The organism is Streptomyces sp. NPDC008313 (assembly GCF_042956125.1).
Lineage (GTDB): Bacteria > Actinomycetota > Actinomycetes > Streptomycetales > Streptomycetaceae > Streptomyces.
In genome coordinates this window covers 44,823-70,781 of the sequence record NZ_JBIBFR010000027.1, presented here as the reverse complement: position 1 = coordinate 70,781, position 25,959 = coordinate 44,823, and the positions used below count along the sequence as shown (strand labels likewise).

24 protein-coding genes and 2 pseudogenes are annotated in these 25,959 nt (G+C 72.6%); 13 read left to right on the top strand and 13 right to left on the bottom strand.

Annotated elements, in window-relative coordinates; translation table 11 throughout:
- The first annotated feature begins 78 nt into the window (after positions 1-78).
- The gene (locus tag ACFY93_RS29295; protein ID WP_391364524.1) at positions 79-831 is read left to right on the top strand and encodes a GNAT family N-acetyltransferase; all 753 of its coding nucleotides are present in this window, start codon (positions 79-81) and stop codon (positions 829-831) included.
- 52 nt (positions 832-883) lie between these two features.
- Here ACFY93_RS29295 and ACFY93_RS29290 read toward each other — a convergent pair whose 3' ends face one another.
- Positions 884-1,189, bottom strand: a complete 306-nt coding sequence (locus ACFY93_RS29290) for a CBS domain-containing protein (RefSeq protein WP_391364522.1) — start codon at positions 1,187-1,189, stop codon at positions 884-886.
- 549 nt (positions 1,190-1,738) lie between these two features.
- Entirely contained in the window at positions 1,739-1,942 is a 204-nt protein-coding gene (locus ACFY93_RS29285; RefSeq protein ID WP_028810498.1) for a cold-shock protein, read from the bottom strand.
- 364 nt (positions 1,943-2,306) lie between these two features.
- Between ACFY93_RS29285 and ACFY93_RS29280 the strand changes: the two are divergent.
- Positions 2,307-2,743, top strand: a pseudogene (locus tag ACFY93_RS29280) (MarR family transcriptional regulator).
- Positions 2,744-2,873: 130 nt separating this feature from the next.
- Positions 2,874-3,437, top strand: a complete 564-nt coding sequence (locus ACFY93_RS29275; protein WP_391364520.1) for a GNAT family N-acetyltransferase — start codon at positions 2,874-2,876, stop codon at positions 3,435-3,437.
- Here the strand turns inward: ACFY93_RS29275 and ACFY93_RS29270 are convergent, their stop codons facing one another.
- Entirely contained in the window at positions 3,438-3,854 is a 417-nt protein-coding gene (locus ACFY93_RS29270; protein WP_391364518.1) for a VOC family protein, read from the bottom strand. It lies immediately after the preceding gene.
- A gap of 3 nt (positions 3,855-3,857) precedes the next feature.
- Between ACFY93_RS29270 and ACFY93_RS29265 the strand changes: the two genes are divergently transcribed.
- Positions 3,858-5,015 carry a nucleotidyltransferase domain-containing protein gene (locus ACFY93_RS29265; RefSeq protein WP_391364516.1) on the top strand — a complete coding sequence of 386 codons (1,158 nt, stop codon included), beginning with the start codon at positions 3,858-3,860 and terminating at the stop codon, positions 5,013-5,015.
- On the opposite strand, the gene ACFY93_RS29260 is transcribed toward ACFY93_RS29265, so the two are convergent.
- Positions 4,987-5,751 carry an SDR family NAD(P)-dependent oxidoreductase gene (locus tag ACFY93_RS29260; protein WP_391364514.1) on the bottom strand — a complete coding sequence of 255 codons (765 nt, stop codon included), beginning with the start codon at positions 5,749-5,751 and terminating at the stop codon, positions 4,987-4,989. The genes ACFY93_RS29265 and ACFY93_RS29260 overlap by 29 nt on opposite strands.
- Before the next feature lie 101 nt (positions 5,752-5,852).
- On the opposite strand from ACFY93_RS29260, the pseudogene ACFY93_RS29255 reads away from it, so the two are divergent.
- Positions 5,853-6,695: pseudogene (locus ACFY93_RS29255) on the top strand (helix-turn-helix transcriptional regulator); the annotation flags it as partial.
- Positions 6,696-6,908: 213 nt separating this feature from the next.
- On the opposite strand, the gene ACFY93_RS29250 reads toward ACFY93_RS29255, so the two are convergent.
- Positions 6,909-7,409, bottom strand: a complete 501-nt coding sequence (locus ACFY93_RS29250; RefSeq protein ID WP_391364512.1) for an HAD domain-containing protein — start codon at positions 7,407-7,409, stop codon at positions 6,909-6,911.
- A gap of 294 nt (positions 7,410-7,703) precedes the next feature.
- Complete coding sequence (locus tag ACFY93_RS29245) at positions 7,704-8,444, bottom strand: alpha/beta hydrolase (RefSeq protein WP_391364510.1); 741 nt, start codon at positions 8,442-8,444, stop codon at positions 7,704-7,706.
- A 291-nt stretch (positions 8,445-8,735) separates the two neighbouring features.
- On the opposite strand from ACFY93_RS29245, the gene ACFY93_RS29240 reads away from it, so the two are divergent.
- Positions 8,736-10,337 (top strand): FG-GAP-like repeat-containing protein, encoded by a 1,602-nt coding sequence (locus tag ACFY93_RS29240; protein WP_391364508.1) that lies wholly within the window; start codon positions 8,736-8,738, stop codon positions 10,335-10,337.
- 314 nt (positions 10,338-10,651) lie between these two features.
- Here ACFY93_RS29240 and ACFY93_RS29235 read toward each other — a convergent pair whose 3' ends face one another.
- Positions 10,652-11,485 (bottom strand): PIG-L family deacetylase, encoded by an 834-nt coding sequence (locus tag ACFY93_RS29235; protein WP_391364507.1) that lies wholly within the window; start codon positions 11,483-11,485, stop codon positions 10,652-10,654.
- A 361-nt stretch (positions 11,486-11,846) separates the two neighbouring features.
- On the opposite strand from ACFY93_RS29235, the gene ACFY93_RS29230 reads away from it, so the two are divergent.
- Positions 11,847-12,446 (top strand): DUF6058 family natural product biosynthesis protein, encoded by a 600-nt coding sequence (locus ACFY93_RS29230; protein ID WP_391364505.1) that lies wholly within the window; start codon positions 11,847-11,849, stop codon positions 12,444-12,446.
- Between the two features lie 124 nt (positions 12,447-12,570).
- Here ACFY93_RS29230 and ACFY93_RS29225 read toward each other — a convergent pair whose 3' ends face one another.
- The 6 genes from ACFY93_RS29225 to ACFY93_RS29200 are packed head-to-tail and all read right to left on the bottom strand — an operon-like array spanning position 12,571 to position 18,769.
- Positions 12,571-13,482 carry an NAD-dependent epimerase/dehydratase family protein gene (locus tag ACFY93_RS29225; protein WP_391364503.1) on the bottom strand — a complete coding sequence of 304 codons (912 nt, stop codon included), beginning with the start codon at positions 13,480-13,482 and terminating at the stop codon, positions 12,571-12,573.
- The gene (locus tag ACFY93_RS29220) at positions 13,479-14,741 is read right to left on the bottom strand and encodes a cytochrome P450 (RefSeq protein WP_391364501.1); all 1,263 of its coding nucleotides are present in this window, start codon (positions 14,739-14,741) and stop codon (positions 13,479-13,481) included. The genes ACFY93_RS29225 and ACFY93_RS29220 overlap by 4 nt, the downstream gene beginning before the upstream one ends.
- The gene (locus tag ACFY93_RS29215; protein WP_391364499.1) at positions 14,738-15,514 is read right to left on the bottom strand and encodes a glycosyltransferase; all 777 of its coding nucleotides are present in this window, start codon (positions 15,512-15,514) and stop codon (positions 14,738-14,740) included. Before ACFY93_RS29215 ends, ACFY93_RS29220 begins: the two co-directional genes overlap by 4 nt.
- Complete coding sequence (locus ACFY93_RS29210; RefSeq protein ID WP_391364498.1) at positions 15,511-17,004, bottom strand: AMP-binding protein; 1,494 nt, start codon at positions 17,002-17,004, stop codon at positions 15,511-15,513. The genes ACFY93_RS29215 and ACFY93_RS29210 overlap by 4 nt, the downstream gene beginning before the upstream one ends.
- Positions 17,004-17,744, bottom strand: a complete 741-nt coding sequence (locus tag ACFY93_RS29205) for a glycosyltransferase (protein WP_391364496.1) — start codon at positions 17,742-17,744, stop codon at positions 17,004-17,006. The genes ACFY93_RS29210 and ACFY93_RS29205 overlap by 1 nt, the downstream gene beginning before the upstream one ends.
- Positions 17,741-18,769, bottom strand: coding sequence for a 3-oxoacyl-[acyl-carrier-protein] synthase III C-terminal domain-containing protein (locus ACFY93_RS29200; protein ID WP_391364494.1), 1,029 nt, complete (start codon positions 18,767-18,769; stop codon positions 17,741-17,743). Before ACFY93_RS29200 ends, ACFY93_RS29205 begins: the two co-directional genes overlap by 4 nt.
- Before the next feature lie 385 nt (positions 18,770-19,154).
- Here ACFY93_RS29200 and ACFY93_RS29195 point away from each other — a divergent pair, with 385 nt between their 5' ends.
- From ACFY93_RS29195 to ACFY93_RS29170, 6 genes are all read left to right on the top strand, one after another.
- Complete coding sequence (locus ACFY93_RS29195) at positions 19,155-19,736, top strand: sigma-70 family RNA polymerase sigma factor (protein ID WP_391364492.1); 582 nt, start codon at positions 19,155-19,157, stop codon at positions 19,734-19,736.
- Positions 19,733-20,410 (top strand): hypothetical protein, encoded by a 678-nt coding sequence (locus tag ACFY93_RS29190; RefSeq protein WP_391364490.1) that lies wholly within the window; start codon positions 19,733-19,735, stop codon positions 20,408-20,410. The genes ACFY93_RS29195 and ACFY93_RS29190 overlap by 4 nt, the downstream gene beginning before the upstream one ends.
- An 89-nt stretch (positions 20,411-20,499) precedes the next feature.
- A complete protein-coding gene (locus ACFY93_RS29185) occupies positions 20,500-22,041 on the top strand; it encodes a beta-propeller fold lactonase family protein (protein ID WP_391364488.1) in 1,542 nt (513 codons plus the stop codon).
- A 116-nt stretch (positions 22,042-22,157) separates the two neighbouring features.
- Entirely contained in the window at positions 22,158-22,817 is a 660-nt protein-coding gene (locus ACFY93_RS29180; RefSeq protein ID WP_391364595.1) for a DUF1775 domain-containing protein, read from the top strand.
- Positions 22,818-22,924: 107 nt separating this feature from the next.
- The gene (locus tag ACFY93_RS29175; RefSeq protein WP_391364486.1) at positions 22,925-24,469 is read left to right on the top strand and encodes an NAD(P)-binding domain-containing protein; all 1,545 of its coding nucleotides are present in this window, start codon (positions 22,925-22,927) and stop codon (positions 24,467-24,469) included.
- Complete coding sequence (locus tag ACFY93_RS29170; RefSeq protein WP_391364484.1) at positions 24,462-25,919, top strand: AMP-binding protein; 1,458 nt, start codon at positions 24,462-24,464, stop codon at positions 25,917-25,919. Before ACFY93_RS29175 ends, ACFY93_RS29170 begins: the two co-directional genes overlap by 8 nt.
- Positions 25,920-25,959 lie beyond the last annotated feature (40 nt).

The following is a 25,959-nucleotide window of genomic DNA, read 5'->3' as shown; positions in this document are numbered from 1 at the left end:
AGCCGGGGCAGCCCGCGCTCCAGGGCGCCGAGCGGCCGGGGACCCGGCTTCGAGGCAGGACGGGAGAGGCCAGGAACCATGGGGAAGCGCAGCATGGCACTCGACGATCCGGTGGGTCAGTCACTCGCCGGTCACCACGAGCGTCTCGCCCGCCGGCACGGCCGGGCTGCCACCTACGTACCAGGAGTCGCGACCTTCTCCGCGGTGTCCGCCGGCCCGGAGGCGGCAGGGTGGGACGACCTGGCCGAGCTGCTCGGCCCGGGTGGACTCGCCGACATGTTCAGCTGTCCGGCCGCTCCGCCGCCGGGCTGGGAGCAGGTCTTCCGCCTGGAGGGCCGCCAGATGATCAGGTCCGGCACCGCCGGGCCCGGTCACGGCGCCACGGCGATCGGGGCGGAGGACAGCGTGGTCGAACTGGGCGCGGACGACGCGGCCGAGATGCTGGACCTCGTCGCACGGACCCGGCCGGGCCCGTTCCGGCCGCGCACCCACGAACTCGGCACCTACCTCGGGATCCGTGACAACGGCACACTGGTGGCGATGGCGGGGGAGCGGTTGCGGCCTCCGGGCTGGACCGAGATCAGCGCCGTCTGTACCGCGCCGGAGGCGCGCGGGCGAGGGTATGCGGCGCGGCTCGTGAACGCGCTCGCCGCGCGGATCACGGCCCGCGACGAACGTCCCTTTCTGCACGTGGCCGAGACGAACACCGCTGCGATCACGCTGTACGAGCGGCTCGGCTTCGAAACCCGTAGGCAGGTGACGTTCCGAGGATTCCGCACCCCCGCGGTACCGCCCGCCAGGTCCACCGTGTCGGCGGCCCGGAGTTCGTGACGAACGGCCGGGTGGCTCTCCCGAGGCGTTGACACGGTGGCGAAGGCGCCGGTCAGGGGCACACCAGGAGTTCCGCTGCGGGCCGCCGCGCGGAAGGCGAAGGGCAGGGCTCGGTGTCGTCCGGGAGGTCGCGCAGACGGAGGCGGTCCGTGTACATGGCGCCGTCGCGCACAGCGGTGAGCTGGGCGTGCGTGACCAGTCCGGTGCACCGGGCGTCCTCGTCGCAGACGGGCAGGTACGCGACGCGCGCGCCGGCCATGATGGACAGGGCCACTTCGACGGTCATGTCGCCCCAGACCTTCAGACCCGGCGAGGCCATGGCGTCGACGGCGACTTCCGCCTCGGAGAGAGCGCTCATCGGTCGGATCTGCGTCTGAACGGGTGTCAAGTGGTGCCTCCTGCGTGGATGGGCCGGTGGTCTGATCAGGAAAGGTCCGGGCACTCGCGTCGAAGTCGGGCCGTCGTCGGGCGGTGCGGCGGCAGGAGGTGGGTCATGCCGCGCGCTGCCGGCCAGGAGCGACCGACGTGACGACGTCACCGTGACAGTCCGCTCGGACCCTCCTCGGGGCGGCACGCGCCATGGAATTACCGCGACGGATGAACAGCACGGACCATCGCGAGAACGAGCCGGAAAGAAAACGAACTGAAATTGAGCCGAACGGGCGGTGACGGAATGCCCGGCGATCGCGGGAAAGTGGCCGGCTCGTCGGGACCGCGGACCGGAGTCGAAAGCTCAGACGGAACACGTGTCCGGAGCTGGAATGAGAACGTCGGCCGTGCGGTACGTGCGCGGACAGGGCGACTGATGTGCTGTTCGGACGCTGGGCGGGACGGAGTGCCGCGCCAGGGAAATTCTACGGGCTGGGGCCCGCACCCGAAGGTGCGGGCCCCAGCCGTTGCGCGTGTGTCAGGCGGGAACGATGTTCTCCGCCGTCGGGCCCTTCTGGCCCTGCGCGATGTCGAAGTTCACCTTCTGGCCTTCGAGCAGCTCGCGGAAGCCCTGGGCGGCGATGTTCGAGTAGTGGGCGAAGACGTCAGCGCCGCCGCCGTCCTGCTCGATGAAGCCGAAACCCTTTTCCGCGTTGAACCACTTCACGGTGCCAGATGCCATGTCAAATCTCCTTCGGGGCAGTGCCCGGAATCCACACTGTGCGGACCCGGCGTCGCCGCGATGATCACCCCTCCGGAATGCAAAACAACCGGTAGATACAAGTGTTTCCCGCGGTCGGAATGACCGTCGAGACACTTGGATTTTCGGGAACCACAACTGCAACTTCGACCGACAGTAGCACGGTGCGAGCATCACCGCCGGTGAGGAAATATCGCCGCTTTGCCCGCGCGAGAAAAACCCGCCACGCCTCACCGCAAATTCTCACTTCACGACTACAGATTTGCGCTCTCTCTGGGCGAGGGCTTCCGGAGTCGGCGTCGCGCTCGATCACCCGCCAACCGTCGGGCACTCGGGGGGCAACACCATGACCACCACGCAACCCGCCGACGCCCGCGCCCTCGGCCTGGCCCACTACGCCGCCCGAGGCGTCCTCGAGCGCGTCCTTTCCCGGCACGGTGTCACGTTCCTGCAGCAGATGGCCCTGCGCGCGACCATCACCGCCGACGCCCCGCGGACACCGGAAACCTCGTCACCGAGATCCACGGCTCCCTCAAGACCGGTCCGGGCGACATTCGCGCCGCTCTCGACGAACTGCTGGCCAAGCGGCTCCTCGTCGCGGACGGCACGCATCTTCACCCCACGGAGGCGGGGTGCGAGCTGATCACGGCCGCGGGCGCGGAGACCGCCCCCGTCTCGGCCCGCATCTGGGGCGGGATACCCGCCGAGGACCTCGCAGCCGCCGGCCGCGTCCTCGCCCTGGTCACCGAGCGCGCCAACGCGGAACTCCTGGCGCTGACCTGACGGGATGCCGGGGCCATCGTGGCAAGCGGATTCGTCGACGGGCGCACCGAACGGGACGGGCCGGCCGAGCCCGCTGCCCCATCGGAAAAGAGGTTGAACCGCCCGGCGCGCCTTGGGCACGATCCACTTCGTGGACACCTATCTGGAAACCGAGCGGCTGATCCTGCGCCGTTTCACTCTCGACGACGCGGACCTGCTGATCGAGCTGGACAGCGACGCCGCGGTGATGCGCTACCTGAGCGGGGGCGCACCGACCGCCCCGAAGGTCGTCCGCGAGCGCCAACTGCCGAGCATCGTCGCCGCCTACGAGAAGTGGCGCGGCGATCTCGGACTGTTCGCCGCGCACGAGAAGGAAGGCGGCGTGTTCATCGGCTGGTTCTGCCTGCGACCCGAGCCGCAGGGTCCGCTGGACGAGGCCGAACTCGGCTACCGGCTGCGGCAGGCGGCGTGGGGCAAGGGCTATGCCACCGAAGGTTCGCGTGCCCTGCTGGCCAAGGGGTTCACAGAGCTCGGTGTGCGCGTGGTCTGGGCTGAGACGATGACCGTGAACCGCGGTTCTCGCAACATCATGGAGAAGCTGCGGATGACCCTCACCGACAGCATCCCCACTCCTCCCGACATGGCGATGGTCGAGGGCGCCGAACACGGCGGCGTGCGGTACGAGATCACCAAGGAGCAGTGGGAGCAGCGGTGATCACGGTCCGTCGGCCGCCCGCTCCACGGGGTCCGGGCCGTTGCCCACGAAGAGACAGAACGGGTGGCCCGCGGGGTCGCACAGGACGCGTACGTCCGCCTGGGGCTGGAAGTCCGCCACGGTCGCTCCCCGTGCGACGGCGTGATCGACGGCAGACGGCAGATCGTCCACCTCGATGTCCAGGTGCATCATCATCTGCTGCTCGTGCCGGCCGGCAGGCCACCGCGGGCGGGTGAAGAGCGGCTCCGTCTGGAACGACAGTCGGGCAGCGCCGTCGGGCGATGCGATCTCGACCCAGCCCGGCTCCTCCTTCCGCGTGGGCCACCCCAGCAGATCCCGGTAGAACCGTGCGAGCTCGTGGGCGTCCGGCGCGTCGAGCGTGGTCGCGGCGAACGTGAAACGCGGTCGGGGCTTCATGCGGTGCTGCTGCCCGGTTCGCCGAACGTGACGCCGGCTGCCGGTCTGTCTTTTCCGGATGCCGGCCATGGTGCCGTCCGGCTTTTCCGGATGCAGGCCATGGTGGGCATCCGGCGTCGCGAACAACGCGCGGAGCGACGGTCCCGGCGGGGCAGTCTTAGCGGCAGGGTGGGAGCGGCGAAGGGGCTGCGGGCGCGCGGCAGTGACCTGCGAACGCAAGGCCCGGCGCAGGGGTGGTGTGCGAGGATTCCGCGTATGGCGGCGACGGAGACAGACCTCGTACTCGAGCGGTTCGTCTCCGAGACGCGGTCGGTGGTGCCGACCGTTGCCGTCTGGGCGCATGGTTCACTCGCGCTGGGCGATTTCCAGCCGGGACGCAGCGATCTCGATCTCATCGCGATCGTCGAAAGCCCTCTGGACGACGGGCGGAGGGACCGGCTGGCGGCCATGCACCAGCGGCTGATGGACGAAGAGCCGGCCGCGGCCCGGCTGCACTGCTCGTACATGGCGGCCAGCTCGCTCATCGAAGCGGAGGCGGACCATCTCACCTGGGCACACGGCATGATCCTCGAACGACCGGTCACACCGGTCACCCGCCGGGAGCTGCTGGACGGCGGGCTCACCCTTCATGGCCCGTCCCCGGCGGAACTGCTCCCACCGCTCACGCACGGCCAGTTGGAGGATTTCATCCGGCGGGACCTGGCAGGATTCTGGCTTCCTGCCACGGGAAAACCCCTGCTCTGGCTCCGTGACGTCCGGGTGGACCTCGGCCTGCTGGTCCTGGCCCGCGCCACCGTCACGCTGCGCGACGGGCGGCTGATCACGAAGGGCGAGGCCCTGGCGGAACTGCTGGAACTGGGCGCGCCCGCGGACGTGGTGCGCGACATTCGTGAGCGCCGGTATGCGGAACCCGCGCCGATCGGTCCCGTCCGGCGCATCCGCCGGGGCATGCGGGCACGCGCCTTCGTACGACGCGGTATCAACCACGCCCTGGCCCCGGGGGCACAGCACCGACCAGGCATAGACCGGGCCCGTCGGTCACCCGCATCCGGGACCGGTCCTCGCGGGCTTCGGCACCCTGGGCGTCCGGTACGGCCGTCGGCGGTGCCAACGGGCGTCGGCGCGCTCCGGCCTACTTCCCGTGCGGGTCCGCGCCGTTGAGCGTCTCGACCACCTGGTCGTAGTCGCCGCGGGCCTCGCCGTAGCGCAGGAACTTCACGCGCTCGACCTGGATCTCCTTCGCGTCGGGCTGCGCTTCGAGCAGGCCGACCACCTCGGTGACGAACTCGTCCAGGGGCATGGCCAGTTCGTTGTCCTCCTGCCCGGGCAGCAGCGCGGTGCGCACGGACGGCGGTTCGAGCTCCACGACACGCACCGAAGTGTCGGCGAGCTGGAGCCGGACGGACTCGCTGAGCATATGGATCGCGGCCTTCGAGGCGTTGTAGCTCGGCGTCATCCTGAGCGGTGTGAAGGCCAGGCCGGAGGAGACGGTGATGATCGTGGCGTCCGGCCGCGCCTGCAGATGCTCGACGAACGCGGCGATGAGCCGGATGGGACCGAGCACGTTCGTGGTCACCGTGGTCTCGGCCGTGGCGAGGAACGACGCGGGAGTGTGCCAGTCCTCGACGTGCATGACACCGGCCATGGTGACCAGGACGTTGAGGTCGGGGTGGTCGGCCAGCACCTGCTTCGCGGCGGAGGCGATGCTCGCGGTGTCTGTGGTGTCGATCCGCACGGTGTGGATGCCGGGGTGCTCGGCCGCGATCTGTTCGAGCAGCTCGGCGCGCCGGCCGCCGACGATGACCGTGTTCCCCCTGGCCCGCAGTTCGAGGGCGAGGGCGAGACCGATGCCGCTGGTGGAGCCGGGGATGAAAATGGTGTTTCCGGAGATGTTCATGCCTCGATCGTCGCCGGTCCGCCGTCGCGGGTGCAGAGACCGGTTATCGGGGGATCGGCGGTCCCTGGCTCGCCCACCGGGACCGGACGATAATCGACCACATGGACCGAGCAGCACTCGCTGACTTCCTGCGCCGTCGCCGCGAGGCACTGCAGCCGCAGGACGTCGCCCTTCCCCCGGGCGCGCGCCGGCGGACCAGGGGTCTGCGGCGTGAGGAAGTCGCGTCCCTCGCCGTGATGTCGACCGACTACTACACGCGGCTCGAACAGCGGCGGGGCCCGCAGCCGAGCGAGCACATGCTGGCCTCGCTCGCCCGGGCGTTGCGGCTGACGAGCGACGAGCGCGACTATCTGTACCGGATAGCCGGGCACAACGCACCGGCGTCGCTGTCGGCCTCGCCTCACGTCGCCCCCGCCCTGCTGCGGGTGCTGGACCGCCTCGACGACACTCCGGCGCTCATCCTGACCGACCTGGGCGAGACGCTGGTGCAGAACAGGATGGCCGCCGCCCTGTTCGGAGACGCGTCCCGGCACACCGGTCTGGCGCGCAGCGCGATCTACCGCTGGTTCACCGATCCCGCGGAGCGGTCGGTCTACCCCGAGGCCGACCGGGACCGGCAGAGCCGCGCCCAGGTCGCGAACCTGCGCGCCGCACACGGGCTGCGCGGACCGCGGTCGCAGGCCGGTGAACTCGTACGCACCCTGCAGAAGGCCAGCAAGGAGTTCGCCGAACTCTGGGCCCGGCACGAGGTCGCCCAGCGCTTCGAGGACCACAAGACGCTCGTCCATCCCGAACTCGGCGCGATCGAACTCGATTGCCAGGCCCTGTTCACCGAGGACCAGACCCAGACACTCCTCGTGCTCACCGCCCCGCCGCGCACCGAGGGCTACGAAAAACTGCGCCTCCTCGCCGTCCTCGGCCTGGACCGCTTCGCCCAGGCGGACAGCCCTTGGCTTCTGCCTCCCCGGTCAGCGTCTGGCCCGGATGAGGAGGTCCGCGCGGTGCGGGCGGGCCCGGCGCGTGATCGCGAGTCGGCGGACGGACCCGGCAGTCCAGGCAACAGTCGAGGCAACCGGATTACTGTTCGGGGAACGCAGGCCGGTGGGCGACACCACCTTCGGTAGCAGTCGTCGGCTCCTGCGGGCACCGTGGCACGTTCACATGGTTCGCAGCCATCGATCGAGGACGGCGAAGTCCGCGTCGGTGAGGCCGTGGGACGACGCGATGCGGCGGAGGAGGGCCGGGGCGCAGTGGTGGGTGGACACCCAGTCCTGATCGGCGTCGGTGATCTCGTCGTGGACCCAGACGAACGGGCGTCCGTCCGCCCATGCCGCCAGGGTTCGGGTCTTCCAGTGGAGCCCGTACCACCGGTCCTCGCGTTCACGCGCGCCAGAGGGCTCAGGCCAGTGCACGACCGGCAGGGGTGGCAGGCCGAGCCGCGGTGCTATGTGGGCGTTCGCCTCGTCCTCCCAGGTCGTTGCCCAGATCAGCTCGCACGGCAGTGCCGCGAGGCGAGGCCCGACGCGCGGGTCGAGCCGTGTCAGGTGCGCATCCGTCGCGGTGCCGGACGGCTTGCGCTGGAGGCAGTCACCACCGAACGGCAGGAGAGGGCCGTCGACGTCCAGAAACAGCAGTGGGCGTTCCTTGCGCTCGCTCATGCCGCGTCCTCCTGCTCACCCACGACCAGGACGCGGTGCTCGAAGCGGACGTCATGCTGCGCCCCTGCTCGCGCATCCCGGGACGCGTCCGTTGCCGGTCGCCCGCGGCTGGGCCCACGGGCGGGAACGTACCGTCGGCCCTGTTCGTGCTCGACCCGCTCGCGCGCCTGACCGACGGCGTGATCGATCGGAATCCTATTACTGCGTGGTGATCGGAGTGCCAGTACCTTCGCCCGGCGAGCGAAGGTACTGGCAGCGCGGCTTACAGTCCGCTGGTGCTCCGGCCGCCCGGCCTCACTTCAGATGCCGGGTGAAGAAGTGGGCCGCGGCGTCCCCCGCGTACGGCGGGACACCGGTGTGCCCGCCCATATGGGCGTGGAGGGACTTCTCCTCGGAGCCGAAGGCGTCGAACAGGTCCAGGGCCGCCTGCCGGTCGTTGCCCTCGTCGTCCCACTGCAGCAGGACGTGCAGCGGAATGGTGACCCGGCGGGCCTCCTCATACATGGCGCGAGGCACGAGGCTCCCGGCGAACAAGGTGGCCGCCACGATGCGGGGCTCGACCACCGCGAGGCGAACGCCGAAGGAGATGATTCCTCCCGAGTACCCGACGGGGCCGCCGATCTCGGGCAGTGACAGCAGGGCGTCCAGGGCGGTCTGCCATTCCGGGACCGACTTCTCGACGAGCGGCAGGACGAGGGCGTCGATGATCTCGTCGTCGACCGGCCCGTCGGCCTCCATGGCCCGGCGCAGGTCGGCGCGGGCCTGCTCGGCGGCCGCCCAACGGGGGCGGTCACCGCATCCGGGGAGTTCGATGGTGGCGGTGGCGAAGCCGTCCGCCGCCGCGTGCCGGGCCCGCCCGGCCAGCCGGGGGTACATCCTGCGCAGTCCGAGCGTGGGGTGGCCGAGGAGGATCAGCGGCACCGGTGCGGACGCGGATGCGGACGCGGGCGTCCACAGGATGCCCGGGATCTCGCCGAGGGTGAAGGCGCGCTCGAGGACTCCGTCGTCGAGACGCTGCTCAGAAGTGACATGCATGGTCGTGCCTTTCGGGAGTGCGCATACGGCGCTCCCGGACGACCTACCGCCCGACCGTGACCCCGGAGGGGAGCACCCACGTCGATTCTGCGTACACGGGTACCACCTCCTCAATCTCTCGCACGGCTCCCAGGAAGCTAGCAGGGCCCGCGGTGACCCGCCAAACGGATTTCCGGCTCTTGCGCAGCGCGTCAGCCGCAGCGCGTCTGCCGCAGGACCGCTCGGTGACCGTTGCCGACTCGGGACGTCCCGGACCTGGCCGGGCCCGGCAGCCGGCCCCAGACTCGGACCATGTCCCGCCGCCGTCTCGCCAGCGCCCTCCTCGTCGTCGTCCTCGCGCTGAGCCTCGCGGGTGTGGCGGTGCACGCCCGCCTCTCTGGTTCCTCCGGCGGTCACCGCAACCCCGGCCTGCCGCAGCGCACACCGCCGGCCGAGTCGGACGGCAAGGCACCGGCCGTCGCCCCCGCCGTGTGCGCGGCCGCACCCGCTGCCCCGGCCCGCACCGCCCGGGCAGACCCCCGACAGAGGATCAACCGCACGGACTTCAACGGCGACGGCTTCCCCGACGTCCACCTCAACGCCTGGTACCGCCCGAAGGAAGGCGGCGGCTGGTTGCACCACCGCGTCGTCGTCACCGGTTCGGCGCGAGGCATCGCCCCGGCAGCCGGCGTCTCACTGAGCATCCCTGGACTCGACCCGGCCACCAGCACCCGCCCGCTGGCGGCGAACAGCGCCGCCCACCTCACCGGCGACCTGGACGGCGACGGCCTGGCGGACCTCCTCGTCCAGAACAGCCTGCACAACAACGACCACTTCTGGACCGGACAGAGCATCGTCTGGGGCAGCCGGAAGGGCACTCCGCACACCGTGCGGCTTCCCGCCGGATACCCGCTGTTCCGCTCGACAGGTGACTTCGACGGAGACGGGACGCTGGACCTGGTCGGGCTGCGGGACGGCCACGAAGTACAGCCTCCGGGTTTCCACGATCGGAGCCGGACCGCCTGCTTCACCATCCTCTACGGGCCGTTCACCCGTACCGGCGAGCCCCGCAGGACCGTCGCCGTCGAGGCCGCACAGGGCGGTGCCGTGGGTGTGTCCTCCCTCGTCACCGGCGACTTCGACGGGGACGGCCGCGACGACGTCCTCACCCGGGGCGGGCTGCCCGAGCCGCCGGAGGATCAGAGCAGATCCGACTGGTACGACGAGGACCGCCTGCCGCGAGACCTCGTGGACACCCGCTACTACCGGGGGACGCCCGAAGGGCCGGCGGTGGCCGCGCTGCCCACCGGCGTGAGCAAGGCTCTTCCCCTGCCCTCGCGCGGCGGCGACCGCAGCACTCCGCTCCTCGGCGCCGGGAGGCTGGACGGTGACCGGTTCACGGACGTCATCCGGACCGACGGCACGATCCTGCACGGCGGCCCGAACGGCCCGGGTGCCCGCACCAGTCGGCTTCCCGTCACGTCCGGGATATCCGGCCAGGACCCACCCGGAACGTTGCGGACCGTCGGCTACATCGGGGGTCCCGCCCTCGCCGACCTGAACGGCGACGGCCAGGACGACATCGTGAACCGGGACTCGCGCGGCAAGCCGGCAGGCACCGTGAGTATCCTGCTGTCGCGACCGGACGGCGGCTACGCGTCCCCGCTCACCATCGATCGCTACGCGCTCCACCTGACCACCCGTCCCGCGCATGCCGCGGACGCGGACAACTTCGGCTGGGACGTGGCCGCGGAGGACCTCGACGGCGACGGTTGTGCCGAACTGCTCGTCGGCTACCGGGGCTTCTCCACACCACGCGAGGAACACGGCTATTGGGTCTTCCCCGGGACGTCCGGCGGTCCGGACATCAGGAAGGCGCGGTTCGTGCCCGTACGGAAGATGGGCGCGAACTGACCGCTCACGGGGCCGAGTCGCCGTACAGCGATCCCGTCGGGAAGGTCCGCGCTGGCGGACAGGGCGGACAGCGCGGACGGGTCGGGTCAGCGGCCGGCGCCCGGTGGGGGTGTCAGCGAGTATCGGTCAGCCCGCCGGTGGCGGCGATCAAATGATCAGTCGTGTCACGCCCCCGGCGGTCCGTTCCGCTCGGAGCAGACCGCCGGGGGCGTGACCTGAGCTGACGCGCACCGCCTGCTCAGCCGCCCTCAGGTCCACGGGGTCCGGGGACGAGCGCGGTGTCGCACGCCTGCCCGGCCGGGGCTACGGGCGGATCAGCGCAGTCCCGCGAAGAGGTCGTTCTCGGGCACGGACGAGCCGGTGGTGTCCCGAACGCGTACGAAGGTCTCCATGCCCATCAGCTCGGCGAACCTCTCCTTGCCCATCTTGAGGAAGAAGATGTTCTCGCCCTGGCTGGCGTGCGCGGCCAGCGCGTCGAACTTCTGGCCGCTGAACGCGGTGGTGTCCACCCACGTGGTGATCTCGTCGTCCGGCAGGCCGATCTCGGCCAGCGCGGCGGCCTCGGCGGGATCCGGCTCCGGCATCTCCTCGTGGAACTCGCGCATGATCTCGCCGAACCGCCGCATCATCGAGCGGGGCATCGTGGTCCAGTACACCTTCGGCGTCAGCTCCGTCATCTCCAGGGCCGCCATCGTGATGCGGTGGGCCTGGATGTGGTCGGGGTGGCCGTAGAAGCCGTTCTCGTCGTAGGTGACGACCACATCGGGACGGTAGTGCCGCATGAGCTCCGCGAGGCGGGCCGCGCCTTCCTGCACGGGGGCCTGCCAGAAGGATCCGGGGGCGTCGTTGGTCGGCCAGCCCGTCATCCCGGAGTCGGCGTAGTCCAGCATCTCCAGATCGCTGATCTTCAGGACTTCGCAGCTGGCATCGAGTTCCTGACGGCGCATCAGGGCCACCGCCGCCGGATCGTGTCCCGGGTCGCCCGGCTTGACACCGCCGGGTCCGTCACCGCAGCCGCCGTCGGTACACGTCACGAGGACCGTACGGATGCCTTCCGCCGCGTACCGCGCGAGGACCCCTCCGGTCCCGGTGGCCTCGTCGTCGGGGTGGGCGTGCACTGCCATGAGAGTCAAGGGACGGTCAGTCATGAAAGGTCCTCCTGCAAAAGAACACGTCTTGGTCCGATGGTGCGGCGGGCGTGAACAATCCTGGGGCCCGGATCCCCGTGAGGCGGACGACCTCGCGGCGTCCGTGTTCCCCGCCTGTCCGGTGCCGGGCCCTCGGTCGATGCAACCGTGCCGCCCGGACGGCTGTTCCCGGCGCGGCCGCCCGGTCTTCCGGATCGAAGCCCCCGAACCTCAGCGCGGACTCGGTGGCCACGGACAGGACGGCCGTCCGCCGTGCCGGCGTGGATCCATCGATGGTTCGGCCGGTGCCGAACCGTCCGGCCGGTAGCGTGCCGAGTCCTGCGCGGGAGATGTCCGCGCGGGTGAACGCTGGAGGCGACCGATGCCGGAAGCAGACCTGAAGCGGCAGCTCGCCGAGCGGTTCCGCGAGGTCAACGGCGACCATCCGATGACCGATGCCGATGACGCGTACGTCAGCGCGCAGTTCGTCACCCTGGAGGAACTGTGCGCCGTCCAGGGCCGCGATGCCGAAGCGGTCCGCCGGCTGATGCTGGCGCAGCGTCTGCCGCTTCCGGGATATCTGCGCTCCGACGGTGCCGAGATGGTGCCGGCCGACCTGTTCGCTCTCGCCGACGAGGCCGGGGGCGTGGAGGTGCTCGAAGCGTGGTTCATCGCTCACTGGGCCGACCCGGTCACCGGGAAGGCGGAGTGGACGGCGTATCTCAGCGGACAGTACGTGTGCCTGCACTCGGTGACTCCGGCGGCCATCCAGCGCAAGAGTCACCTGACGACCGCGATCGGCGCCGCGGCGGACGAGCCGGACGCCGGCTCGGCGCAGTGGTCCGAGCGGCTGCACGCCCTGGTCGACGAACTCGACGCACTGGAACCGGCGTTCACGGCCTATGACCGCCTTCGCTTCGGCGGGCCCACCTCCCGTGAGACCTGCATCGACGCCGTACGCGCCCGCTTCCCGCGACCGTGACCCCCATCCATGGGCGGGGTTCTCGGACCGGCCGATCGCTCATGCGGCGCGGGCTTCGCCGAGACGGTCCTCACGCGGGCCCCGCTACCGCGAGGACACGGCCGCCCCGTCGTGCCACGGCGGTTCACCCGGTCCGCAGGGCGGTCGCGTAGTCCGTGAGCGTGCGGCCCGCCACCCACCCGCGGGACTCGGCCCTGGCCACGTCCAGAACCACGGAGTGGGCCAGCTGGTCGACGGCGTAGCGGGTGAACGGCGGCCGCGCGTGGGGGCGGAGCCGGGCCAGTGCCTGGACGGCGGCAGCCGCCGCATGGGCCGCCGGCAGCGGGATGTGGCCGATGCGCGCCCGTACGCCGTGGGCGCCCAGGACCGTCCTGACCGCCTCGTCCCGGTCGTACGGCACCGGGTCGGCGATGTTGTACGCGCCCGGCGGCCAGCGGGCGGCCAGCAGGCAGGCGTCGGCGAGGTTCTCGACGGCGGTCAGGCTGAGGCGGAGGCTGGGCCCCGGCAGCATCAGCCGTCCGCGGCGGACACGGGACAGCAGCCGGGGCACCAGGTGCGGGTCCCCGGTGCCGTAGACGGCCCGGGGCCGCAGCACCACGGCGCCCGCGGCGAGCGCCAGCGCCTCGCCGGCGGCCTTGGTGCGGCCGTACGCGTTCAGGTGGCCGTGCACCGGGTGGTCCTCGGTGACGCGGGAGCGCCCTGGGCCGGGTGCGTAGACGCTGGCGCTGCTCACCCACACCACAGGCCGTCCGGCGGCCGCCTCCAGCAGCCGGGCCGTGCCGTCGACGTTGACGGCGTGCAGGTCTGCCTCGGCCGGGGAGCCGGGCACCGGATCACCGACGGCCGCCGCGCAGTGCACCACGAGGTCGGCGCCGGACAGGTCCGGCACGTCACGCGCGGCGTCCCAGGGGATGTGCCGGCCGACCGGCCCGGGGCGCCGTCCGACGCACAGGACGTCGGCGCCGCGGGCGACGGCCGTGGTGGCGACGTGCGAGCCGCAGAAGCCGCTCGCCCCTGTGACGGCGATCGTGGTCATCGGTCCTCCGGGGATCGACGGGCGTCGGCCGCCCGGACGGTGAGGCAGCGCCAGCCCGGCAGGGCGGCGCCCCGGTCCACGCGGGCGCGCAGCACGGCGGGGCGGTGGGCGGCGAGCGCGGCGAGCGCGTCGTCGAGCTGGGCGCGGGCCAGCCGGGCACCGGGGCAGGCGTGGGCGCCCGCGCCGAAGACGAGCTGGGCGACGGCGGCGGTGGCCGGGTGACGGGCGTCCGGTGGCTGGTCGTGGGCCCGCGCGGCGTGGCGTGCCACCAGGACCAGGCGGTCCCCGGCTCGTACCGGGCAGCCGTCCAGGTCGGCGTCGGCCGCCGCCACACGCGGCAGGAGCGGAGAGGGGGCGATCACCCGCAGCAGTTCGTCCACCAGTGCCGGGCGCAGCCGGTCGTCGGCCGCCTGTTCCCAGAGTCCGGCGTCGGCGCACCAGGCGGCGGCGCGGGGGAGGGCCGAGACGGTGGTGTTGACGGCGGCGACCGCGAGCACGGCCCGCAGGGCCGGATCCGTCGCCCCGGCCTCCGTCGCCCCGGCCTCCGTCGCCCCGGCCTCCGTCGCCCCGGCCTCCGTCGCCCCAGCCCCCGTCGCCCCGGCGTCAGTCCCCCCGGCCTCCCTCGCCTCGCCGGAGGCCGGGGCGAGCAGCGTCTCCAGCCGTGCCGTCGCCGCGGCGGCCGCGCGTGTGCTGCCCGGCGGCCGGGGTCCGGGCAGGTGGTCGCGTACGGCGGCGGCCGCCGCCTCGGCGGCAGCCGAGGCGATGCTGCCGGGGTCGCCGGTGGCGCCCAGCAGGGCGCGGACGGTGGCGCCGGCCAGTTCGCGGGCCAGGGGGACGAGGTCGACGTCGCGGCCCGCGCCGAGCGGGGCGAGGCCGCGGGCCAGGACGTCCTGCCACACCGGGCGAAGCCGCTCCACTCCGGCCGCGCCGAGATCGCCCGCGACGGCACGCCGGGTGGCGCGGTGTCCGGTGCCCTCCTGGTCGAAAAGGGTGTCGCCCGTGGACAGTTCCCGGGCGGCCCCGCCGGTGGTGCCCGCTGCGGCGCGGTCCAGCGGGACACGGGTGAGGGCCCGCCGGTAGGGCTCGGTGCCGTGCACCAGCACCGCTGAGCCGAAGCGGGTGACCGCGCGGCGGCGGGTGGCGGCGAGGAGGGCGAACAGCACGGGGTGGGAACGGGTGTACACACGCCGGTCGCGGCGCCGGGCGGCGCGGAGCGCGGACGCGGCCGGGGCGGCGGAGGTGGCGGGAACCGTGGTCATCTGACGTGCACCTGCTTCGGGTCGGCGGGCCGGTAGCGGCGGTCCCAGCACCACAGCAGGGTGCGGCGGGCGCCCCAGGCTCGCAGCCGGCGCAGACTGGTGTGCACCACCATCCGCTCGGCCCGGGCGATCCGGTCGCTGTGCTCGCGCGCCCGGTTGAGGAGGGCGACGTCCTCGGGAGGCCCCTCCAACGGGGTGCGGGGCGTACCACCGCAGCGCAGGTAGAGCGCGGCCGTGATGGCGAGGTTGTGGCCGTGGCAGAGCACGTAGGGCGCGCGGAAGCGCGGGTGCCGGTGCTCCCTGCGCCAGCGCCCGTACACCGCGGCCGCCCTGACGGCGGCCGGGAACAGGTACCGCTCGGCGGGTGAGGGGCGCTCGTCCCGCCGCGGGAGGCTGCGGCCGCAGGCCAGCTGCGTCCCGCGCGCGAACTCCGCGCGCGCCGCGGCGATCCAGTCGGCGGCGGGCAGGCAGTCGGCGTCCGTGCGCACGAGCAGTGCGGCGCCGTGCGCGACCGCGTACCGGAAACCGGTGTCGGCGGCGGCACCGGTGCCCCGTTCCTCCTCGCGGACGAGGTGCACCGGGAACGGCGCGGTGGAGGCGAAGCGGCGTACGACGGCGGCGGTCGCGTCGGTGGAGGCGTTATCGACGACGACGAGGACGAAGCCGGTGTCGGTCTGGGAGCCGAGCGCGGTGAGCGTCGCCCCTATCCCCGCCTCCTCGTTGTAGGCGGGCACCACGGCCCACAGCGACGGCACGCCGCCGGACGCGGTCATCCGCGGTTCCCGTCGGCCAGGTTCCCGGCGGCCAGGTGCCGGGCGGCGAGGCGTGCGGTGGCGGCGCGGTCGGGCTTCAGGGAGCGGCCGGACAGGGGGATGCCGGCGAGCAGCACCCCGTCCGGCCGGGCGGCACCCATGCGCTCCAGCGGCCCCTCCAGTACGGCCCGCAGTACGTCACGGTCCGCCCCGGGGCTCGGCTGGACGACGGCGACCAGGCGCTCGTCGCCGTCACCGGCCGGTACGCCCACGAGCAGGGCCAGTTCGACGCCCGGTACGTGCAGCGCGGGTTCGTACAGCCCCGGGTAGATGTTCTCCGCATGCCGCAGGATCATGTCCTTGCGGCGGCCCTCCAGCACGATCCGGCCGCCGTCGAGGCGTGCCCGGTCCCCGGTGGCGACCCACGGGTCGGGGTCCTCGCCCAGGTAGCGGTCCCGGGCGGCGGGGCCCGACAGCAGCAGCTCACCGGACGCGTCGGTCTTGGCCGCCACCCCGGGAAGGGGGACGCCGGCCAGGTCTCCCTCCCCGGTGAAGGCGGCCTTGTCGGCCTGCTCGACCGCCGCCGCCGGGAACAGCTCGGTCAACGCGTAGACGCCCCACGCCTCGTCGGCGCCCGCGCGCTTGACGCGGGTGAGCAGCCCGGCGCTCGCGGGAGCCGATCCTGTCCACACGCGCCCCCGGAAGCGGCCGCCCTCCGCGAGCAGCCGCCTGATCTGCGGCGGAGTCAGATAAGTGGCCTGCGGGGCGAGGCGACGCAGTTGCCGGGACAGCACGCGCGCGGAACGGGCGGGCAGCGCGACCGGCGCCCCGCTCGCCAGGGACGGTACGAGGACGAAGAAGGTGCCGCCGAGGACGGGCAGCCCGGCCTCGGGGCGCACCAGTCCGGCCACCGTCGCCATGCCGGCGGCGAGCGAGGAACGGGTGTGCACCACCGCACGGGGCCGCGCGGTGGTGCCCGAGGTGAACACGATGACCGCGTCGCCGTCCCCGTCCACCGGAGGCGGCAGCGGCACGCCCCGGACACCGGAGCCGAGAGCCGGGGCGCAGCCGGGCAGCCGGGGCCCGACCGTGGCCACCGGCCCCAGCTCGGCGAGGTCCGGCAGGGCGAGACGGGCCCGGCGGGCGAGCGGCCGGGCCCAGCCGGCGACCGCCTGGGCGGCGGCGTCGGCCAGGACCAGGTCGGGGCGGGCCAGGGCGAGCCGGGCGCGCAGCACGTCCGGTCCGGCACCCGGGTCGAGCACGGCGGCGCACGCCCCGAGCCGGTGCAGGGCCAGCATCAGCGCGAGAGCGCGTGGACCGGGCCGTACGGCGACGCCGACGGTGGCGCCGTGCGCGACGCCGCGTGCGTGGAGGGCCGTGGCGTAGTCGTCGGCGAGGTCGGCCAGTTCTCCGCAGGTGGTTCTGGTGCGTACGGCCCCGGTCCGGGTGGTGCCGAGGAGAGCGGGCCGGCCGGGGTGGCGTCGCAGGGTGTGGGCGAGGGTGTCGAGCATCAGCGCGGGTCCTCCCCGTGACGGCCGGGCCCCTTGTCGAGGTACCAGCGGGCGGTGCCGACGAGGCCGTAGGCGCCGATCCGGCGGGTGGAGTTCTCCACGACCATGTCGCGGGCGTGGACGATGGCGGTGGTGCGGCGGCGCACCCGGTTGAGGAAGAGCCGGTCGGTGGGGGAGGGGCGGCGCGGCATCCCGCCGGCGGCCTCGTAGAGCGACGCGGTGATGGCCATGTTGTTGCCGGCGTGCATCCGGTAGGGGGCGAGGTAGCCGTGGCGGCGGTGGTGGGCCGGGCGTATCCGGCCGAAGAGGGCGGCGACGCGGACCAGCGCGCGGAAGGCGGCCCGCCCGAGCGGTCCGTGCTCGTCGCGGCGCGCGTCGATGCGCCCGCACACCAGGCCCGCGCCGTGCCGCAGGGCGCCGCGGGCGCCGGCGATCCAGCCGGGGTGCGGCAGGCTGTCCGCGTCGGTGCGGGCCAGCAGCGTGGCGCCGTGCCCGATCGCGTACCGGAAGCCGGTGTCCACCGCGCAGCCCACGCCCTTCTCCGGCTCGCTGAGCACGTGGACGGGGAAGGGCGCCCAGCGGGCGAAGTCGTGGGCGACCGCCGCGGTGCCGTCGCTGGAGGCGTTGTCCACGACGACGAGGGTGAAGTCGCGGTCGCGCTGGGCCGCGAGCGCGTCCAGTGTGGCGCCGATCCGCTTCGCCTCCTGGTGCGCGGGCACCACCACCCACAGGGAGGTCACGCCTTCTCCCAGACCATCGTCATGATGCTGACGCCGCCGCCCAGGCCCACGAACAGGACCCGGTCGCCGGCGCGCAGCCCCTCGTGGACGCGGTCGAGCTGCACGCCGAGCGTGGCGCTGGCCATGTTCCCGAGCTCGGGGACCGTGACGACGAGCCGGTCCCGGGGTACGCCGGTGAGCTCCACGAACCGCTCCAGGTACGGCACGGTGACCTGGTGCACCAGGATGTGCCGGAAGTCGTCCCACGCCAGTCCGGTGCGCTGCCGCATCCGGTCGAGCACCGACGTGCCGACCTTCTCGAACACCTCGCGCAGCCGGCCGCCGTCCCCGTGGAAGTACGTGTGCTCGTCCCCTCGGGGGTGGCGCGAACCGCCGCCGAGGATGCCGCCGACCGGCCAGTGCTCGGAGTGGGTCTCGGTGTCGACGTCGAGGATGCCGCCCCGTCCGACCGCCTCCAGCACGACCGCGGCCCCCGCGTCGCCGAAGGTGTAGCCGGCGAACCCCTCCCGGAGCTGGTCGGGCCCGGACGGCTCGTGCCGCACCGCGCGGCTCGGGGTCTCCCCGGTGACGACCAGGGCCCGGCGGGCACGGCCGGCGAGGATCATCGCGCGTGCCGTGTCGATGCCGTTGACGAAGCTGTTGCAGGCGTTGGTCACATCCAGCGCGTGCGCCCGGGAGCCGAGCCCGGCCTGGACGATGTGCGCGGTCGCCGGTTCGGCCACGTCCCGTGTGGCGGAGGCGAAGATCAGCAGATCCACGTCGTACGGGGTGAGTCCGGCCCGGTCGAGCGCGGTGCGGGCCGCCCGTACGGCGAGCGTCGAGGCGTACTCGTCCGGTGCGGCCGCCCGGCGCGAGACGATGCCGGTGGCCCGTTCGAGCATGCGAGCGGGCAGGGACAGCCCGGAGGCCGCGGCTATCCGCTCCTCCACCTGCCGGGACGTCACCGCGCGCTCCGGCAGGAAGGAGGCGACGGCGGTGATGCCCGCCCGGCGCGCCGGCCCGTGAGCAGAGTGGTCTGTGTGCATGGCCTGGACGCTACGAGCCGGTCAGGACGGCCGCCTGAGTGCCGGTACTCAAACGGCGTAGGTACTCGGGCCGGTCGCCGCCCGTCCGCGGCGACAGCCCGCGCACGAGCCGGGCCGGCCGCGGGCCGTCCGCTGAGGGACCGGGACGAGGACGCCGCCCACGCAGCACACCGTCCGGCCGGTCCCCGGCGCACGCAAAGCTCAGGGCGTCTCCGACCGGCCGGTTCGCCGTGGAAGGAGACGGGCCGGCGCGCCGGCGACGATTCTTCTCCGGTCGTTCAACACACGCGGAGGGGGTTGCGTATCCCCTGATGAACACGTCGTCTCCGGGAATGGAAAGCACCATGGCAGTGAGGCGCGGAATGGGACACGGACAGCCGTGGCGGTGAGCGGCGGTCCTCTGCGGTGGTTGCGCGGACGGCCCGAGGCGAACGCCCCGGAGCCCGCCGGACTGCGGACCGAGCGCGAGGTGCGGGCGGCCTACGAGCTCTACGGCGGCGAACTCCTCGGGTTCGCCGTCAAGGCACTGGACGACCGGCAGCTCGCCGAGGACGTGGTGCAGGAGACGTTCGTCCGCGCCTGGCGCTCTCCCCGCGGCTTCGATCCCCAGCAGGGCAGCCTGCGGACCTGGCTGTTCGCCATCGCCCGGAACGCGGTGGTGGACGCCATGCGGCGGCGCAGGGTCCGCGAGGGACCGGGGTGCTCGTCGTGGGACGCCGTGACCGAGACGTCCTCGGCGTTCGACTCCGTTGATCAGCTTCTCGAGCGGATCCAGCTCGGGGAGGCACTGGAACGTCTGAGCCCGCAGCACAGGGAGGCGGTGGTGGAGGTGTACTTCGGCGGTCGTACCTGCGCCGAACTGGGCGAGGAACTGGGTGTTCCGGCGTCCACCATGCGCAGCCGCCTGTACTACGGCGTGCGTTCCCTGCGGCTCATCCTCGAAGAGAACGGGTGGCTCGCGTCATGAACGAGGAATGCTTCCGCTCGCGCCCGCTGCTGACCGAGCTCCGGATGCGCGGAGCACCGCTGCCGGAGGAACTGTCCCGGCATCTCGAAGAGTGCCCGGACTGTGCCCGCGAGGCGGTCGAGACCGACGACGTGGTGCGGACACTGCGGCGGGCGGACCCGCTCGCCGGCTGGATCGACACGCGCCTCCTCGGCACGCCCGAGAGTCCCTCGGAGGACCTGGGCGATCGCATCCGCCGTGAGGTGGCCGGAGCGCGGGCCGACGACCGGCCCCGGCCGCGGCCCCGGTACGGCCGGCGGATCGCCCTGGGCGTGGCGGCGGGTTTTGTCACGGCGGCCGCGGTCGTCGTCCCGCTCACGCTGGACGAGGACCAGGCACCTCCTGCTACGGCCGTCGTGCTCGTCCGCGACGGCGGGATGGTGGAACGGCCCGGGGGCACCGAGGTCCCTGTCGCCCTGTCGGGGCTGGAGGCGGGGAAGACCTACCGCATGATGACCGTCAACGCCGAGGGCACACGCCTCGCCGGCGGCACCGTACGGGCCGCGAACGACGGACCGGTCGACACCCGCATGGTCACCGCCATGCGCAAGGACACCATCACCGCCCTCATCGTCGAGGACGAGGACGGACGAGTCGTGACCCGGGTTCCCGTGGCGCCGTCCACCACCGGCTGACAGCCGCCGCACCGACTTCCCGACGCCCGGCCCACAGGGGCGGTCGGGTGGATTCCGCACACCCCGAAACACCCTCATGGGAGACAAGAATGCTTTCTGCGCGCCGTGCCACCTGGATGCTGGTCGCCACTTTGGGAGTGGTGGGCGGAGGGGTGGCCGCCACGTCCATGGCGCAGGCCGGCCCCACGGCCGCCACCCGGGCCGACGCCGCCTCCCGTCAGCGTCCGGTCCCGGTCTCGGGCCGGGACCGTCTCTACACCGCCGACCAGTCGTCCAACACGGTCTCGGTGATCGACCCGTCCACGAACAGGACGCTGGGGACGATCGCGCTGGGGGACCAGCGGGTGGGCAGCGTCTTCAGCCCGCAGTACAGCGGCGACGCCGGGGTGCACGGTCTGGCGGTCTCGCCGGACCAGCGGCGCCTCGCCGTGGTGAGCGTGACGAGCAACACCGTCCACATGATCGACACGAGGACCAACGAGGTCCTCAGCACCACCGACGTCGGCCGGGCCGCCCACGAGGGCAGCTTCACCGCCGACGGCAAACAGTTCTGGGTCGCCAACCGGGGCCGTGACACCGTCTCCGTCGTCGACGCCGTGCACGGCGGCGTCATCGCCACGGTGCGGGTCGGCGAGGGACCGTCGAAGGTCCTCATGAGCCCGGACGGCAAGCACGCGTACGTCAACTTCACCAGCAAGTCCGAGGTCGCCGTCATCGACGTGCGCTCCCGCAAGGCCGCGAGCCCCATCACCGGCCTCGGTGCCTCGTTCTCCTCCGACCAGGCGATCTCCCCCGACGGCAAGCGGCTGTGGGTCTCCCACAAGCGCGACGGCATGATCTCCGTCGTGGACCTCGTCCACCACAAGGTCGTCACGGTGCTCACCACCGGGCCCGACACCAACCACCCGCAGTTCGCCGACACCCGCGAGGGGAAGTTCGTCTACCTGACGATGGGCGGGCTGGACGAGACCTGGGTCTACCGCCGCACGAACGGTGCTCCCGAGCTCATCACCAAGATCAAGAACCACGGTCACGCACCGCACGGCGCCTGGGCCAGCGCGGACGGCTCGCGCATGTACGTCGGACTGGAGAAGTCCGACGGGGTGGACGTCATCGACACGGCCACCCACAAGGTGATCGACACCATCGCGATCGGCCAGGAGCCGCAGGCCATCGTCTACGCCGCCCGGGTCGCCTCGCCCGGCAGCGCCGCCAACCTCGGCCGCCAGGGACTCGGCCAGCAGGCCCACAACGTTCCCACCACCCTGCCGGACGGCTCCGCCGGAGACACCCTCGACCCGGTGAAGGGCCGCGTCCTGGAGGCCACCGTCCGCCCGGTCAGCGGCCTGGACATGATCCAGCTGCAGGCACGCGGACTCAAGCCGGACACCGTCTACCAGGCGTACGCCGTGGACGGCGACGGCAGGAAGACACCCCTGCGCTCCTTCCCCACGGACAAGAACGGCAAGACCCCCATGGCGCTCTCCTTCAGCGCCTTCGACGGCGAGAGCGTCTCCATCGAGGTCAAGGGCGAGGCGACCCCGGTCCAGAAGGCGGCCTTCAACACCCAGGGCAGCATGCACGGCCACGCGGCGAAGACCGCCGACCTCCTGTACTGCGACTGCTGCTGATCCCGGCACCGACCCGACCCGGTACCGGACCAGACGGACCCGATCCGACCCGGTACCGACCCGAACCGATCCGGTACTGACCCGAACCGACCCGGTACCGAGCGGCGGGAGCCCTCCTGCTCCTGGCATCACCCGCCGCTGCGCATGTCCGGATCATCGGCGACGTCATCCCCGGCGAGCCCGCCACGCTCGGGTTCCGCGTCCCCAGTGAACTGGCCGACGCCGGCACGGTACGCGTCGTGGTCGAGGTCCCCTCGGAGATCTCGGTCACCTCGGTGCCCGAGATCGACGGATGGACCGAGAAGACCGTCCCCGGGGCCGCCGGGAAGAACGCGCAGGTGTCCTGGACCGCGGAGGCGGGGCACGAGATCAAACCGGCCGCCAGCCGGACCTTCAAGGTGAGGGTCGGACCCGTTCCGGACCAGCGCTCCCTCACCTTCGACACGGAGCAGACCTACTCCAACGGCACGATCGCCACGTGGAACCAGGAGCAGAAGGGCGACGAGGAACCGGAGTCCCCCGCACCCGTGCTCGTCATCGACCCCGAGGCGGGGCCGGCAGCCGACGAGTCCAGCGGCACCCCGAAGCCGGCCGCCGGGGAAGGCACCACCACGCCGTCCGTCGCGGCAAAACCCGCCGGCACGGCCGCCGGCGAGGACGAGAAGTCGTCCACCGCTCTGCCGCTCGCGATCGGGGCGGGAATCGCCGCGACCGGTGCGGCGGCCGCCGTCTGGGCGGCCCGGCGGCGCAGGAGCGAGGGTGCGGCGGGCTCATGACGGCCGGCTCGGCGGCCTCCCGGCCGCTCACCGGTCCGGGTCCGGCAGCGCGGTGGCGGCCGCCGAGTCTCAGAGCTCTCTGATTTCGCGTCGCTAGCGTCCGGCGCATGGTGCGCGACTATCTCATCGTCGGGGCCGGACCGGCCGGACTTCAACTCGCCGCTCTGCTGGAACGCGACGGGCGCGACTACGTCGTCCTGGAGCGGGGGAGCGGACCGGGGACGTTCTTCACCCGGTATCCCCGCCATCGGCAGCTGATATCGACCAACAAGGTGAACACGGGTTTCACGGACCCGGAACTCAACCTGCGCATGGACTGGAACTCGCTGCTCGGCGACGACCCGGAACTGCTCTTCACCCGGTACAGCGAACGCTACTTCCCACCGGCGGACGACTTCGTGCGCTACCTGGCCGACTTCGCGGCCCGCACCGGCGTACGCGTCGAGTACGGGACCGAGGTCGTCCAGGTCTCCCGCGCGGACGGCGTCTTCACCGTGCTCGACGGCGACGGGCGCACCTGGCAGGCCCGGCGGCTCGTCATGGCGACCGGCATCTCCCGGCTCTACGAGCCGCCCGTCCCGGGCTTCGAACTCGCCGAACGCTACGACACCTTCGACATCGACCCGGCGTCCTTCACCAACCAGCGCGTACTGATCATCGGCAAGGGGAACTCCGCGTTCGAGACCGCCGACGGCCTCATCGAGAAGGCCGCGGTCATCCACCTCGCAGGACCGCACTCGGTCAAACTCGCCTGGAAGACCCACTACCTCGGGCATCTGCGCGCGGTGAACAACAACTTCCTGGACACCTACCAGCTCAAGTCGCAGAACGCGGTCCTCGACGGCACCGTGGAAAGCATCGAGAAGGCCGACGGCGGCGGCTTCCGGGTGATGCTCCGCTACGCCCGGACCGAGGAACCGCTGCGCGAACTGCACTACGACCGGATCATCGCGTGCACCGGCTTCCGCTTCGACGCGTCCGTCTTCGACGAGACCTGCCGCCCGGCGCTCGTCATCAAGGACCGGTTCCCGGAGCAGACCTCGTCCTTCGAGTCGGTCAACGTGCCGGACCTCTACTTCGCCGGAACCCTGACGCAGCAACGGGACTTCAAGAAGTCCACCAACGGCTTCATCCACGGTTTCCGCTACGCGGTGCGTGCTCTGCACCGCATGCTGAGCGCCCGTCACCTCGACACACCCTGGCCGGCCCGGACGCTCGCCCCGACGCCGGAGGCGATCGCCGACGCCGTCATCGGCCGGGTCAACCGCTCGTCGGGCCTGTGGCAGCAGTTCGCCTTCCTCGGCGACGTGGTCGGGGTGGACGGCGACCGGGCCGTGTACCAGGAGGAGGTGCCGCTCGACTACGTCGCCGACGGCGGTCTCGGGCCCGCCCCGCACCGGTTCGTCGTCGACCTGGAGTACGGAATCGACCACGACCACGCCGACCCGTTCGACGTGAATGTCCCGCGCGTCCTCGAGAACGACGTCGAGCACGCCGAGGAGTCCACCTACCTCCATCCCGTCGTCCGCCACTACCGGGACGGCGTGCTCGCCGGGACCCACCACCTGGCGGAGAACCTCGAGAACGAGTGGAACCTGCCGGCGGTCCACCGGCAGCCGCTCATCGCCTTTGTGCGGGCAAGCCTTGGCTGAGCAGTTCCCCGGCCCCGTGCTCGACCTCCTCGACGCGGCGGGCGAGCGCACCGTGTTCGAGCACGCCGGTCAGGAGGTCACGGGAGCCGGGCTCCTCGGCATGGTGCGACGTGCGGTGCGCGGCCTGCGCAAGCACGGGGTCGGGCCCGGTGACGGCGTCGCCATGCTGCTGGAGGTCGGCCCCGGGGCGTTCGCCGCGATCATCGCCGCGCACGTCGTCGGGGCCCGCGTCGTCGGCGTACGGCCCGGCCTGACGGACGCTCAGCGGGAGCATCTGCTGCGGGACGTCGGGACAAGGGTCACCGACCGGCCCGACGGCCCCGGCGCCCGGGGAGCCGGGCCCGTCCTCGCGCTCGACGAGCTGCTGTCGGCTGCGGACGACGGCGTCCGGCCGCGGGTTCTGGCGCGGCCCGAGGACATCGCCCGGCTCCTGCACACCAGCGGCAGCACCGGCGTGCCCAAGGCGTGCGCCCAGACCTACGCGGCGATGACCGCGGGCTGGGCGCACCGGCCGGACGCCTGGCCGCCCGCCGTCCGGGAACTCGCCGGACGCCTGCAGCGGTTCCTGGTGTTCGGCACCCTGGCCAGCCAGGTGATGATGGAGTACGGGCTGCTCGCACTCGCCGCGGGCGGCACCCTCGTCACCGCCGGCCCGCCGGTCTTCCCCGACGCCCTGGTGCGGCACCGGGCGACCGCGAGCGTCATCACGGTGGCCCGGCTGACCAGGCTCGTGGCGGATCAGCGCGAGTCGCCGGTGGACCTCGGCGGTCTGCGGGCGCTGATGGTGTCGGGATCGCCGCTGGAGCCGGGACGGCTGCGGGAGGCCGCCGAGGTGCTCGGCCCGGTCGTCTTCCACGGCTACGGCCAGACCGAGACCGGCATGATCTCCATGGCCACCCCGGAGGAGCCCGCGGGCTCCCTCGGAGTACCGCCCGTCGACCTGGAGATCCGCGACCCCTCCGGCCGCCCGGTCCCGTCCGGCACCGACGGCGAGATCTTCGTCCGCACCCCGTCCCAGGGCTCCGGCTACTGGCGGGAACCCACCCGCACGGCGGAGGTGTTCACCGACGGGTGGGTGCGCACCCGCGACCTCGGCCGTCTCGACGCGTCGGGCCGGCTGTGGCTCACAGGCCGGATCCGTGACGTGATCATCGTCAACGCCAACGTGCACTACGCCGGACCCGTCGAGAGGCTGCTCGCCCGCCATCCCTCGGTGGCCGAGGCCTACGTCGTCGCGGTGCCCGACGACAGTACGGGCGAGGCCGTCCACGCCTTCGTCGTACCCGCCGCAGGGCACGTCCCGGACCTCGGCGACCTGCGCGCGCTGGTGACGGCGGACCTGGGTGAGGCCTGCGCGCCGACCCGGCTCACCCTCATCGACGAGGTGCCCCTCACGGCCGCCGGGAAGCCCGACAAGCGGCGCCTCGCGGCCGGGGGCCGGCCGGGTTAGCGGGCCGGGGCCCCTCCCCGCCCCGGCCTTGCTCGTCGCG